Origin of the sequence: Prosthecobacter sp., assembly GCF_044227185.1 — a bacterium.
GTDB lineage: Bacteria > Verrucomicrobiota > Verrucomicrobiia > Verrucomicrobiales > Verrucomicrobiaceae > Prosthecobacter.
Genome location: NZ_JBGAFO010000008.1, coordinates 1 through 12,947, shown reverse-complemented (window position 1 = coordinate 12,947; position 12,947 = coordinate 1). Strand labels below are relative to the sequence as shown.

At 58.2% G+C, this 12,947-nt stretch carries 8 protein-coding genes and 1 pseudogene; 2 read left to right on the top strand and 7 right to left on the bottom strand.

Translation table 11 applies throughout. The features are described 5' to 3' along the window. Positions 1–144: 144 nt before the first annotated feature. Both ACILSQ_RS18745 and ACILSQ_RS18740 read right to left on the bottom strand, forming a co-directional pair. Positions 145–1,473 carry a carbon-nitrogen hydrolase family protein gene (locus ACILSQ_RS18745; protein ID WP_395745180.1) on the bottom strand — a complete coding sequence of 443 codons (1,329 nt, stop codon included), beginning with the start codon at positions 1,471–1,473 and terminating at the stop codon, positions 145–147. 199 nt (positions 1,474–1,672) lie between these two features. Continuing rightward, a complete protein-coding gene (locus tag ACILSQ_RS18740) occupies positions 1,673–4,498 on the bottom strand; it encodes a zinc-dependent metalloprotease (protein ID WP_395745179.1) in 2,826 nt (941 codons plus the stop codon). A gap of 192 nt (positions 4,499–4,690) precedes the next feature. Here ACILSQ_RS18740 and ACILSQ_RS18735 point away from each other — a divergent pair, with 192 nt between their 5' ends. Then, positions 4,691–6,850: a DUF1549 domain-containing protein gene (locus ACILSQ_RS18735; RefSeq protein ID WP_395745178.1), complete on the top strand. Its 2,160-nt coding sequence runs from the start codon at positions 4,691–4,693 to the stop codon at positions 6,848–6,850. A gap of 24 nt (positions 6,851–6,874) precedes the next feature. Continuing rightward, positions 6,875–8,170: a DUF1501 domain-containing protein gene (locus ACILSQ_RS18730; protein ID WP_395745177.1), complete on the top strand. Its 1,296-nt coding sequence runs from the start codon at positions 6,875–6,877 to the stop codon at positions 8,168–8,170. Positions 8,171–8,486: 316 nt separating this feature from the next. Here ACILSQ_RS18730 and ACILSQ_RS18725 read toward each other — a convergent pair whose 3' ends face one another. The 5 genes and pseudogenes from ACILSQ_RS18725 to ACILSQ_RS18705 form a co-directional block, all read right to left on the bottom strand. After that, complete coding sequence (locus ACILSQ_RS18725; protein WP_395745176.1) at positions 8,487–9,410, bottom strand: hypothetical protein; 924 nt, start codon at positions 9,408–9,410, stop codon at positions 8,487–8,489. A 148-nt stretch (positions 9,411–9,558) separates the two neighbouring features. Further along, complete coding sequence (locus ACILSQ_RS18720; RefSeq protein ID WP_395745175.1) at positions 9,559–10,254, bottom strand: hypothetical protein; 696 nt, start codon at positions 10,252–10,254, stop codon at positions 9,559–9,561. Continuing rightward, positions 10,255–11,124, bottom strand: coding sequence for a hypothetical protein (locus ACILSQ_RS18715; protein WP_395745174.1), 870 nt, complete (start codon positions 11,122–11,124; stop codon positions 10,255–10,257). A 37-nt stretch (positions 11,125–11,161) separates the two neighbouring features. After that, positions 11,162–11,767, bottom strand: coding sequence for a hypothetical protein (locus ACILSQ_RS18710; RefSeq protein WP_395745173.1), 606 nt, complete (start codon positions 11,765–11,767; stop codon positions 11,162–11,164). Positions 11,768–11,786: 19 nt separating this feature from the next. Next, a pseudogene (locus ACILSQ_RS18705) lies at positions 11,787–12,947 on the bottom strand (thrombospondin type 3 repeat-containing protein); the annotation flags it as partial.

Here is a 12,947-nt window from a genome sequence, read left to right as displayed (position 1 = left end):
TTCATGAAGTACGATGGGCACTCCTGCCCGTCGACCCGCGCTCCCAAAAGCCCCATCGTTCCCCCTCCAAACAGCGCCAACAACCGCTGTGCGCAGCCAAAGCGCTGTTTCACCTCAAACACCTGCACCGCACACCTCTTCGCATCACTCCTTCAAAGCTGGAGGCCGATGGCTCTGAATCTGCGCCTTAAAATCCCCCAGGCTGTTCCAGTGCGTCGGCGCATTCAGATCCACCTCCGCGATCGCCACGCTCCCCCACACCGCAGCCTGTGCGAGCACATCGCCATAGTGATCAAAGATGCCTGAGATCATCCACTGATTCTTGGTGGCGTCCGTGTAGGTGCTGCTCACAAGGTACACATGGTTCTCGCACGCCCGCGCGGCGGCGAGCATCGGATTGCACCCCCACACCGGCCACGCGATCACCTCCGCTCCCTTGATCGTCAGCGCCCGCGCCACCTCCGGAAAAAATCCGTCATAGCACACCATCATCCCTACCTTCCCAAAGCGCGTGTCAAACACCGGGTAGTCATGCCCCGGCGTGATGCCCGCCTCGATCTCACCGCGTGGCAGCGTCACCTTCCGGTACTTGCCCACCAGCGTCCCATCCGGCCCCAGCAGCGCCGCCGTGTTGTACAGCACCTTGCCCTCCCGCTCCACCAGCCCGGCCACAATATAAAGGCCGTGCTCCTTTGCCAGCCTGCCAAAATACTCCGTGCTCGGCCCCGGCACCGTCTCGGCGCATTCCGCCATCGTCTTTCCCGTGCCGTAATACGTCAGCGTCTCACCCAGCACCACCAGGTCCGCCTTCTGCTGCGCCGCCGCCGCGATCAGCGGCGCATACTGCGGCGGCTTGTCGGCCGGATTCTTCCCCTCCTTCGGCTGCAGATGAATCGTCGCCAGCCGCACCTTGCGCGGGGCAGGGGGCGCCACCGCCGTCAGCGCCACATCGCTCCACTCCACCCGCGCATTCGCCGCCCATTGCAGATACAGTTCGATCTTTGCCTGCTTCGCCTTCACCGGCGCGCGCAGCGTGCTCTGGCAGTGTACCCACTGGTTCGCCTCGCCATCCGGCACCTGCGGATACTCCGGCTCCGCGCGCGGCACGTTGCCCTTGGCATACCCTTGCTTCGCCGGTTCCTCCCAGCTCACCGGCTTCCCATTTTCATCCTGCCACAAAACGCGCGCATACACGCTCCGCCGCACATTCGGCATCGCGCTGGCCTTCTTCCACGCGCTGAACTCGTAATGCTTCCCACCCTCCACCTGGACCGTCTGCGTCCAGCACCCGATCCACTGCTCTCCCGCCCCAGTCTCCAGCACCAGCGCCCCCTTGCCCTCGCGCCCGCCCCTCTCGCTCACCTCCGCCTCCGGCTTCGCCTCCTCCCGCGGAGACCACAGGACCCACCCCTCCGCAGACGCAGCCTGCGAAACGGTGGCGAATAGGCAGAGGAGAAGGGTAAGAGACTTCATATCTCACAGTACGCTCATTCATGCACATGTCTTGAATGACGAATGACGAATGACGAATGACGAATGACGAATGACGAATGGAGCGCGGGCCGCGGCCCCTCCATCCGTCAAATAAGCCCCATCGAACCTATTCGTCCTATCCCGAACGCCCCGGAAACATCAGAGCCGCCGCCTCACCATTCGTCATTCTCTCCCTCGCTCACTTCTCATCCAGTCCGCGCCGGATCCGATACTTGATCGCAAGCTGGTGCGCCGGCGAATTCGCAAACGTCATCCCCTTGATCCGCTCAAGCTGCAGCAGCGCCACGCTCTGCACCGCATGATAATACCCGCCGTTGTGGGCGATGTTCAGCAGGCGGTTCACATAATCCAGCTGCAGGTTCTGCCGCGCGATGCTCACCGGCTTCGCGGGATCATCCCCCGTGAAGATCGCCGTGGTCAGCGAGCCCATCACCTCATCCAGCGGCACCTGGTTCCCATACAGGCTGCTGTCCTCGATGCGCTGCAGCGTGTGCGGATGCAGCAGGTGGTCCAGCAGTCCGCGCTGGATGCTGAACACCCGCTCATGCAGCTTCGGGTCCTCGCTCTCCTGGTGGTGGTCAAAGCCGCGGCGCTGCAGTTGCAGGTGCGCATACAGCTCCGCCGGTGCCGCCAGCGCGTCTGGCGCAAAGGCATGCTTCGCCAGCACCGCCAGCGCCTGCCGCTGTTTGTCAGCCTCCACCGGCTTGAAGGGCACCGTCCCAGCCGCCTGGCCCTGCACCGCACGCTCCACATACACTCCGCCCACATAGCGGGAGATCGCATTCAGCGAGCTGCTCGACTCCTTCGTCAGCGCGGCAAACGCCTGCGCCACCTCCTGCCAGCTCTTGCCCGGATCAGACACATCCTTCAAAATGTTCGCCAGCTCACCGCGCACCGTCTCGCAGCGCTGCTCGCCATACGCAATCGCGTCACCGCTCAAGTCATAGATCATCGCCCGCGGGTCGATCGCCTTGCCCGGCGCGCGCATGTCATCCGCGTCATTCGCAAACGCCAGCCCCGGCTCATGCGACCGCGCCCCGATCACCTCCAGCCGCTTCGCCTCCTCGATCGGGTCTTCCAGCGCCTCGCTGTAGCCGTAGTTGATCACCCAGTGGTCATATGGCCCCGGCTTCGTGGTGAAGTACTGCCCCTGCTTCACACCCTTCGGCGCGATGTTCACCGGCGGATAGTCCATCACCGAGCCCGTCAGCCCCGTCTTCTCCGTCAGCTCCGCATTGTGGATGTCCTTCAGGCTGTGCAGCGTGCTCGCGCGGAAGTTGTGGTTCAGCCCCAGCGTGTGCCCCACCTCGTGCAGGCACAGGTAGTACAGCGACTCCTTGATCAGCCGGTCCATCTCCACCCGGTCGCTCTTCTGCAGCCGCAGCATCGTCTGGCCAAACATCAGCCCGTTGCGCGCCGAGTTCATCGCCTCGCACAGGTTCGGGTCAAAGGCCTTCCGCGCCCCTTCAGTCTCAGCCGAAGCACCCAGGTCCGCGAACAGCTTCCGCGTCAGCAGCCGCTTCGTGATGAAGCTGTACTCCAGCATGATGTCCGCTCCCAAGATTTCACCCGTGCGCGGATTCGCAAAGCTCGGCCCGTAGCCGCCAAAGGGCGGGCTCACGCTGCTCGTCCACCGCAGCACATTGTGCTCGATGTCATCCGCGTCCCACTTCGCATCATCCGGCTGCAGCTTCACCACCACCGCGTCCTTGAACCCCGCCGTCTCAAACGCCTCGTTCCACTTCAGCACCGCCGTCCGGATCGTGTCCCGGAACTCCACCGGCGTCGTGTTCTCGATCCAGAAAACGATCGGCTGCACCGGCTCGCTCATCGCCGTGCCCGGCTTTTGCTTCACCAGCCGCCAGCGGTGAATCACATCCCGGTACGGCGCCACGTCCGGGCTCGTCATGTCCGTGATCTGATGCGTGAAGTAGCCGATGCGCGGATCATCCGCGCGCGGCTTGTAGTCGCTGTCCGGCATCGCGATCAGCGTGTGCTGCACCTGCACCGTGATGTAGCGCGCATTCGCCACATCCGCCTGCGTCTCCCACGCGGGCGTCGGATTTTCAAACACATATTCGGACGTGATCGCCGTGTTTTTCGGGTAGCCGTTGATGCGCAGGATCTTCGACTTTGGCTCGGAGAGCCTCCCCAGCACCGCCCGGTCCCCGCCGATGTTGCTGAACTTCACCGGCGTCAGATTCTCCCGCAGAAACAGGTTCGTGCACGAGATCAGATACCCCTCGTTGTCCTCCGCCATGATGATCTCGCTGTTCAAAATCGCGCTGCTCGTGTTCGCCGTGTGCGCCCTGGAAATCGCGTTCTGCGGATCGAAATACAGCTTCGTGTTCTGCTCGATGAGCTCGATGCGGTCAAAGATCTTGCGAATCTTGAACACCGTCGAGTCCCCATACCGCCCGCGATTGTGCCCGGACGCCACCGGCCCATCCACACTGTGGTTGAAATAGATGAACTCCGGCCCCACCTGGTTCTTCGCCACAAACAGCCACGGATTCCCGCGCTCATCGTCCAGATAGATGCGGAAGAGTCCGTCGATGCGTTTGAAGCCCTTCGTAAATTCCGCCACCGTCTTCCGCTTCGGCTTGTTGTCCTCGCTCCGCGTCATCGTCACCGTTTGTTGCTGGGGCTGCTGCTGCGGCTGCGCGGCCTGCTGCGCCGGAGCCGGGGCCGCCGGCTGCGTCGGCGGTGGGTTGGAGGGGGCAGGGGGGGGCGGCGCGGGCGCCGGTTTGGCAGGCTCCGGCTTGGTGGGCTCGGGTTTAGCCGGCTCTGGTTTGGCCGGTTCAGGCTTCGCGGGCTCAGGTTTCGGGGCCGGCTTGGCAGGCTCCGGCTTCGGTTCGGGTTTGGGTTCCGGCTTCGGCTCAGGCTTCGCGGGCGCAGGCTTGGGCTCGGGTTTAGGTTCTGGTTTGGTCGGTGCTGCCAGCAGGCTGGACAGGGTAAGAGTCAGGGTCAGGGCTGAGCAGGCGATCAGGGGGCGGCAGGACATGATCAGGGATTACGCTGAGTATTGGGTAGGGGGAGGCGAGAGATTACCCGAAACAACGGCTCAGCCGCCAGATCATTGTATAAAATCTTTCCCCTCTTCGGCCCCGCCCACCGCCACAAATAATGCATTTTTCATTAAGATAGGCGTAAAGCCTGCGTTTTCGCGCCTGGAAGCCCCCTCCGCCCCTTACTTATGAAAGCCCTCCGCCTTCTTTTCGTGTGCTCGTTTGCCACGGTCACGCTGCACGCAGCCTCCCTGCCTGAAAGCCAGAAGATCGACCAGCTCCTCGCCCAGGACTGGCAGAAAGCCGGCCTCAAGCCCAATCCTCCCGCCAGCGATGAAGTCCTCGTGCGCCGTCTCTATCTCGACATCGCCGGACGCATCCCCACCCTGGAGGAAGCCCAGGCCTACATCAGCTCCAAGAATCCCGAAAAGCGTGCCAGGCTCATCGACACCCTTCTCGCCTCCGACGGCTACACCAGCCACATGTTCAACTACTGGGCCGATGTCCTCCGCCTCACCGACAATGTGAAGGGCCGCATCACTGCCGAAGCCTACGAGGAATGGCTCAAGCAGCAGCTCAAGGCCAACACCCCCTACGACAAGTTCGTCAAAAACCTCCTCACCACCGATGGCGGCGTCTGGGACAGCGGCAGCATCGGCTTCTGGCAGCGGGACGAAAACAAGCTCGACCACCTCGCCTACACCGTCCAGGTCTTCCTCGGCACCAGCATCGTCTGCGCCCAATGCCACAATCACCCCTTCGACAAGTGGTCCCAGATGGACTACTACCACATGGCCGCCTTCACCTACGGCATGGACACCAAGAGCCGCGGTTTCGATCTCAACGTGCGCAGCAGCTATGAGCTCGACAAAAAAACCCTCCAGGGCATGACCAGCGAGCAAAAGAAGGCCTACCGTGCCAAATATCAGGCGGAACGAAAAGCCCAGGAGGAGAAGATCAGCAAGGAAGACCTCGCCCAGGTCAAACGCGCCATGCAGGACGTCATGAAGCCCCTCCGCTACACCAGCGCCAACTGGGCGGATAACAAGCTCCCCAGCCTCCCCGCGGACTACAAATACCCCGATGCAAAGCCCGGCCAGAAAGTCGAGCCCAAGACCATGTTCGGCCACGATGCCACCGCCCAGCCCGGCGTCACCAGCCTGCAGGCCTTCGCAGACTGGATGACCAGCCCGGAAAATCCCCGCTTCACCACGGTCATTGCCAACCGCATGTGGAAGAAAGCCTTCGGCGTCGGCCTCATCGAGCCCGTCGATGAAATCACTGACAGCACCGTCGCCAGCAATCCCGCCCTCATGGACTACCTCGGCCAGCTCATGGTGGAAAAGCAGTACTCCCTCAAGTCCTTCCTCCGCGTCCTTTACAACACAGACACCTACCAGCGCGCCGCCTCCACCAATGAAGTCCCCCTTGGCGAGACCTACCACTTCACCGGCCCCATCCTCCGCCGCATGAGCGCCGAGCAGATCTGGGATTCCTTCGTCACCCTCTCCAAAGGCAACATCGACGACACCATCGAGGACGACAACGCCCGCCTCCACCAGTATCTCGATGATCTCTCCACCTTCCTCGGCACCGTCAAATCCAAAGGCGCCGAAGGCCTCGTGCAGATCGCCAAGGAAGGCCGTGCCAAGCTCGACGCCAACCAGAAGCGGATCGACGAGATGAAGGCAAAGCTCGCTGCAGACAAAGCCAAAGGCATCGACACCACCGCTGAGGCCAAGGCCCTCGCCAAAGAGGCCGCCACCCTGCGCAAAGCATCCGAGAAAGACATCCTCGTTGCCTTGCTCGGCAAAGATCGTGCAAACGACCTCCGCGCAGGCTACCGCCCGGAAAAGCCCGAAAAAGAAAAGGCTCCGGAGATCGACCGCAAGTCCCTGGAGTCCATGACCAAGGAGCAGCGCAAGGAATTCATGAAGGCCTACCAGCGCAGCAACAGCCGCAGAGACGGCATGGGCCTCACCTCCCGCGCCTCCGAGCAGCCCAGTCCCGCACGCCCCGGCACCTTTCTCCGCACCTTCGGCCAGAGCGACCGCGAGCTCATCCAGAACGCCAGCGACGACGCCTCCGTCCCCCAGGCCCTCACCCTCCTCAATGGCCCCGCCGCCGATGTCCTCAACAACCCCGCCTCCAAATTGAACCAGGCCATCGCCCAGGCCTCCACGCCCGCGCAGAAGATCGACACCCTCTATCACGCTCTGCTGAGCCGCGCGCCCACCGCCAATGAGCAGGCCGTCCTCAATACCGTCATTCAGGAGCGCGGAGACAAAGCCGTCGATGACGTCACCCACGCCCTCATCACCGGCTCCCAGTTCCTCTTCGTCCAATAATATCCTCATTCACGCCGCATCCTCATGAAAACGCTCCTCCACTCCTGTGACGACGTCACCCGCCGCGAGTTTGCCAAAAACATCGCCAAGACCTGCCTCGGTGTCTCCGTCATGAGCGCCCTCGCCCCGCGGGGCTTCGCAGCCTTTGAAGGCTCCAGCAAGGCCAAACAGGCCGCCACCGCGAAGCGCGTCATCTACCTCTACATGTCCGGCGGCATGACCCACCTCGACACCTTTGGCTGCGTTCCCGGCGCGGACACCATGGGCGGCACCAAGACCATCGCCACCAGCGCAGACGGCGTTCAGATCGGCGAGCTCCTCCCCCACACCGCCAGGATGATGCATCGCGGCGCCATCATCAATTCGCTCTCCTCCACCCAGGGCGCGCATGCGCAGGGAAACTACTTCCAGCACACCAGCTACACCATGCGTGGCGCCACCCGCCATCCCACCCTTGGCCCGTGGATGCAGAAGTTCCAGGGGAAGGGGAACTCCGATCTTCCCGGCTCCGTCATCATCACCAGTGACAGCAAGCACCCCGGCGGCGGATTCTTCGAGGCCGCCTTCCAACCCCTCATTCTGAACGATCCCGCCAGAGGCCTGCAAAACAGCCACCGCCCCGCCGCTCTCGCCGAAAGCGATTTCGACTACCGCCTCGGCCTCTCCGCCAAGCTCGACCAGGGCTTCCAGCAGGCCTACAACTACAAAAACGTCAAAGCCTACGCCGACGTTTACAAAGACGCCATCAAGGTCATGAAGAGCGAAGACCTCGACGCCTTCAACCTCAACAAGGAATCCGCTGAAACCCACGCCGAATACGGCTCTGGAAACTTCGCTCAGGGCTGCCTCCTCGCCCGCCGTCTCATCGAGCACGGCGTCCGCTTTGTGGAGGTGAATCTCGGCGGCTGGGACATGCATCAGGACATCGCCGCCCGTCTCCCCGAGCGTTGCGGAGATCTCGACAAAGCCCTCGGCACTCTCCTGACCGACCTCGAGCGCCGCGGCCTGCTCGATGACACCCTCGTCGTCCTAACCTCCGAATTCGGCCGCACCCCCAAGATCAATCAGAACGAAGGCCGCGACCACTATCCGAAAGCCTTCAGCTCCGTCCTCTGGGGCGGCGGCATCAAAGGCGGCCAGGTTTATGGCAAGACCGACAAAGGCATCGAAGTCACCGAAAACAAAGTCAGCGTCCCCGACTTCAACGCCACCATCGCCTACGCCCTCGGCCTCCCCCTGGATCTCGTCCTCTACTCCAGCACCAAGCGCCCCTTCACCGTCACCGACAAAGGCCAGCCCATCACCAGCCTCTTCAGCTAAAGCTGCAAAGTTGCCCCGTTGCGCCGCAACGAGCTTCGGGCTCCCACCTCAGGCAGGCAGGGCTCATGAGTTTCCCATACGGCGAAAGAATCCAGAGGCTTAAAGCAACGATGACCGCTGCTGAGGATAGGTGACGCACACATTCTCGCACGGTTGCTGTGGCCGGGCTCATCAGTGTAGCGTCCAAACCCCCAGCAAAGCCACGCGCGAACGCAAAGAGACGCTGCGTCGGCGCTGTTTCTTCGTGCGCTAGCACCATGCTGGCAACCGCAGCCACCGCATGCTGCCCCTGTTTTCCTTGGATTCTTAAAATGCATCAATTGCCATCTTGTGGAGGGGTCAGTTCGGGAATGGTAAAACGTTTCTTCAATTCCTCGCCTTCACCAAGCGCAACAAGACCGTAGCTGAACTGCCCAGGCGCGAGTTTATCAGCTATTTGGCGAAATCGCTGGGAGACGATGTGCATCCGGTGTGCGTTGTGCGCGCCGCCCAGGCGTTCAGCCGACATCAGAACATCCACATTCGGAACCTTGGCCATATCTTGCTGGCGGTACTTCAGAACCATAGGGAAATAAGATCCTTCATCCACACAGCAGGCTTTGGTTTCATCTCCAACGAAAAGTCCTCCCTGACCATCTGTCAGTTTCATTGCTAGGGGAGGCATACGCATCTGGCTGGTAATTTGCCACAAATCTGTGGAATCACCATTTTCCAGTTTCACCTGCTTAAAATCCAGTCCATAAAGCCCGCTGCCTAAAAACTTGTCCTTAAGTCCTGCTGAGAAAAGCATCATCCACCCAACCTGGTCGGTGCAGCCGAAGGCCAGCTTTTTTTTGCTTGTGACTTTTTTAACTACGTAGCTGTCATCTGGTTCTACAGCTGCAAACTTTGCCAGTGGCAGCTTCGGAGGTATAAGATAGAGCCATGGGGCGGTGTCCAAGTCCCGAGCATCAGGAATGCGTTCAACCTGAACGTTGTAATAGTCGCTGCGGTTCGCTAAAACAAAGTGGCCATTCGCCACAGGCTTCATTCCTGTTTTGCACGATAAAATGTTAAACACGTGAGACAGTTGGTCATCCGTCCAATGGCACTTCACGTTGCAAACCAAAGGGTTTGCCAAAACTGCTCCCGGCCCACTTTTCACAACATTAGTGAAAACAGTTTTATCACTGAGTGTAATGTCTCCAGGCCGGTGCCTGTCTTGCGCTAAGCCCACGGAAAAAGAACAAACAAATTTCATGGGGAAATGGGGTTAGGGTGCAAATTCTTGACAAAACTGCTCGATAGCTGTCTAGCCCCGGCAGCAGGCTGCAACGATCATTGAGGCTCGGCTCTCGCTTCATCGACACCCTTTACAACATACGGCCACCATGAAAAGTCACGAGAGGCTATATTTTTCGTCGCAATGCCCATGCACCGCATGCGAGTGCGAAGATGAGAGCTAGGGCTTCTAACACACCCCACCATCTTGAGACACCACCATGCGGGTTAATCGTGGCAGTAGCGGCTGTCTCCCTGCGTGAGTCAACAGTGAGAGGCTGATCGCGAAGAAGCTCCAGAACTTGTTTCTTTTCCTCCACCTGCTCAGGCTGATCCCGGCGCTGAACGAGGAACGTGCGAAGTGACTCGAAATTTGGATCGCGACCAAGTACTGAAGGCAGCTTTCCCACGCCAACTGGATAACCCACATGAGGCATAAAACGTAAGTGGTCCTTGTCTGCATAAACAGGAAATATGCCAATTTCACCTGCTTTCAAAGTTGGAAATATCACTCCCAGGTTGCCTATCATGTTTTGGTCACGTGTCATGCCATACGCGTGCATGCCATTTAGATTTAAAGGCCCTTTTAATATCTCTTGTACAATGCACTTTGCCTCAAATGCAGGCGGAGTTAGTCCAGACCAGTCTTTGTAAGCGATAATGGATTGTTTATTCGCCTCATTTATCTCTGTAACCTGTTCTACCTTTCCAATAACAATGAAGACCTTTTCTGCTTGAAGTTCATCCTCAGCCGTCACAAATGTGCAACCCATAATCCAAAGAAGTGCACAAGCCATACAATTTTTATATTTAAAATAAAACATTTATTTCCATGTTTGAGAGTTTAAAAGAACATTGAAACTCTTTTTTTGCGTTGCTTCAATAATGTGAGTCCCGCTTGTTACTTCGGAAAACGCAGTTTGTGCTGGGTTGGTTTTATCCTTACCATAAAGGCCTTTGCCAGTTAGCGTCCATGTAAGACTCGGTGTAAATGATCCAGACCCGTCAAAACCCCACTGCGAAGAGGCACGCTGTGTGTACACTAGGTTCGCATCATTTTCGGTATCCGTGGTTTGAACGGCGAGATAGACATTAAAGTCATAGACTAGTTTTATTGATGAAATATGGAATTCTTTTGAAATCCGCTTCAGTGTACCCTTGCCACTTGGTGTATCATTCATTTCGAAAAGCTGTGGAGCGGTTAGCCCGCCCTTGCCGACGGAAACAAAACTTGTTAGGTTGATGCTTTTTGAGTTATACCATGGAAGATCCGATTCATCTATAATATCTATGTGAAAAGTTCCGTCTTGTAGATCTGAAGTAAGCGTCTCGGCAGATGTATTAGGAGCTGCGTCATATGTTCCACTGATTTTTGTTCCTCGACCGGTTTGAATGAAGCCAATCTTAATGTGGTCTTCGCCGCGTGACACCCCGTTCACATTGGGGCCTGTCACATGGTGCACTGTAATAGTTCCCTCCATTGCAGGTCTAGGAATCGCCGACACAATAAGGTCTCTATCATCAGGAGGAAATGATTGCTTGGGTCCGTTTTCACGGTGTAATATTATTAAGTTATTGGTTGATAGGTCAAGCTTTACTTCGACCACATTCACCTCCAGCGGCCAGGTATATTCCGGGCTGACATAAAGGCGCGCCTGTCCGACGACCGGCCCTGCCGCCCAGTGGACGTCCACATCCGTCGAGTTCCTGTGCTGGTGAATGCCGCCGCTACTACTTTGAGGGGGGGAGCCACTTGGCCGTGGCGGGCACACCTGTGGCGGTGTACTGGTGGATGGAATAGCCAGGCACATTGCACGGCCCGTTCCAGTCAAAGACAGTGATTTTGACACTGTCCACTTCAGCAGCCACGAGGGTATTACCGTTATACACGCCCATCTTGAGAACACAGGTGCCTGCGGTGACCCCTTCCACAAAAAGAGGGACGTTTCTGTCAGCGTCGATGTCAGAGGTTGCGGTCACTTCATCCGTGCGGTTAGGATTGCGCCAGACGCGGATTTGGCTCGGGATGTCGAGGTGATATTTCACGCTGGTGCCGCCCAGAACGGAGCCGCCGCGCACCAATATCGGAAGAAGGTCGGTATCTGTGGCGTTATCACTCAGGTTCGGCCCTTGCCACTGTCCATTGTTCCACTTGCCGTTGGGTGTGCGTGGACTGGCGCCGCTCTGATCTTTGTCCGCCTTGCCATCGTCATCGTCATCGTCCTTGTTGACCGGCACGAAGGCATTCACAGCATCTTCATACGCATCATCCAGATCGTATCTCTGAGCTCCGTCCACCATGCCGTAAACATCCAGGTCGGCATTGATGCGGTTCAAAAAATAACTACCATTGCCATTAGTCTGATACGGCGATACCAGGGGATCGATAGTGTACACCGGACTTTCCAGCACGGTGGCCCCCCCCCCCTGAAGCAGGATTCCAGGACATCGGAGTGACTTTGGTCGGTTGCTGAGCGCCGGAGGGAACAAAAGACTCCACCCAGACAACTTTGCGGGGATCGCCAGCCTGGATCGTCCACTTGTACTGGCATTTTGTGACTCCATAAGAGTCCGAAGTCTGCACCCCGTCATCGCTTGACAGTTTGGAAAAGCTCGCCATGGAAGCTCCTCCATTCCAGGGCCATGCGGCGAAGCTGTTGCTGAATGCTGGAATATCAGCGTTTACTCCAGCAACCAAATCGGCCATTTCGTAGATCCCTGAAAGCGTTTCAGTGAGGTAAGAGACCTGGCTTTCAGGAAAATGCTCCTGATCCACGATGACTCGCGAATTGTCACATTTACGAACCGCGTCCGACTGAATTTTCCAATCTCCTGAGTAGAGTCCTAGAAAATCGTAAAGAACGGATGTGTCATCGCCATTGCCTGTGTCATAGAAGGAGCTGACTGGATCGTAAGTCCACATACGGCTGCCTACCCGATTACCATCAGGCGGATCACGATACAAGTTCCAACTCCAAGTCCTTGTTTTATAACGATTTGTGGTCGTTTGAAGGCCGCGGTAGCCATCCCTAGAGCGGGTCAACCCCTTGGACTGCCCTGTCAGCAGCGGCGTGTTATAAAAAGTGGTATTGTTGGTCGCCACTGTGCCACTGGTGGATCCGCTAGCGGCCACAGTAAAGGGGAGGCTGCTGGCCAGAAAAGGATTACTCCCCATGGCGATTTCGATTGCATCCATGAATCCGTCGCCATCGCTGTCGAGCCAGGCTCCGTTACTGTAAAAATCTGGCACGTTGAAACTGAATACGAATTTGGCCTGCCCGACAGTGGCCAGCGCATAATCGTCATCATCGGTGGTCGTGTCGGTCCATGGCATTGGGAGCGGCATTCCGGCATCTTGAAGCGTTTGATACAGAGGCTGGTATGAACCGGGAACATAGGTAACAGATTGACCGGGGACATAGGTTACACTTTGCGGGTGGTCTATGCCATGGAACACCACCCCCACACCGGAACAGCGATTGAAGTTTGTCACCCTCGCCAACAGCGGCAGGTTCAC

What these genes read in the sequence shown, in the direction of transcription:
- ACILSQ_RS18745 (WP_395745180.1), bottom strand. Translation starts at nt 1,473, where the DNA reads ATGAAGTCTCTTACCCTTCTCCTCTGCCTATTCGCCACCGTTTCGCAG.
- ACILSQ_RS18740 (WP_395745179.1), bottom strand. Translation starts at nt 4,498, where the DNA reads ATGTCCTGCCGCCCCCTGATCGCCTGCTCAGCCCTGACCCTGACTCTT.
- ACILSQ_RS18735 (WP_395745178.1), top strand. Translation starts at nt 4,691, where the DNA reads ATGAAAGCCCTCCGCCTTCTTTTCGTGTGCTCGTTTGCCACGGTCACG.
- ACILSQ_RS18730 (WP_395745177.1), top strand. Translation starts at nt 6,875, where the DNA reads ATGAAAACGCTCCTCCACTCCTGTGACGACGTCACCCGCCGCGAGTTT.
- ACILSQ_RS18725 (WP_395745176.1), bottom strand. Translation starts at nt 9,410, where the DNA reads ATGAAATTTGTTTGTTCTTTTTCCGTGGGCTTAGCGCAAGACAGGCAC.
- ACILSQ_RS18720 (WP_395745175.1), bottom strand. Translation starts at nt 10,254, where the DNA reads ATGTTTTATTTTAAATATAAAAATTGTATGGCTTGTGCACTTCTTTGG.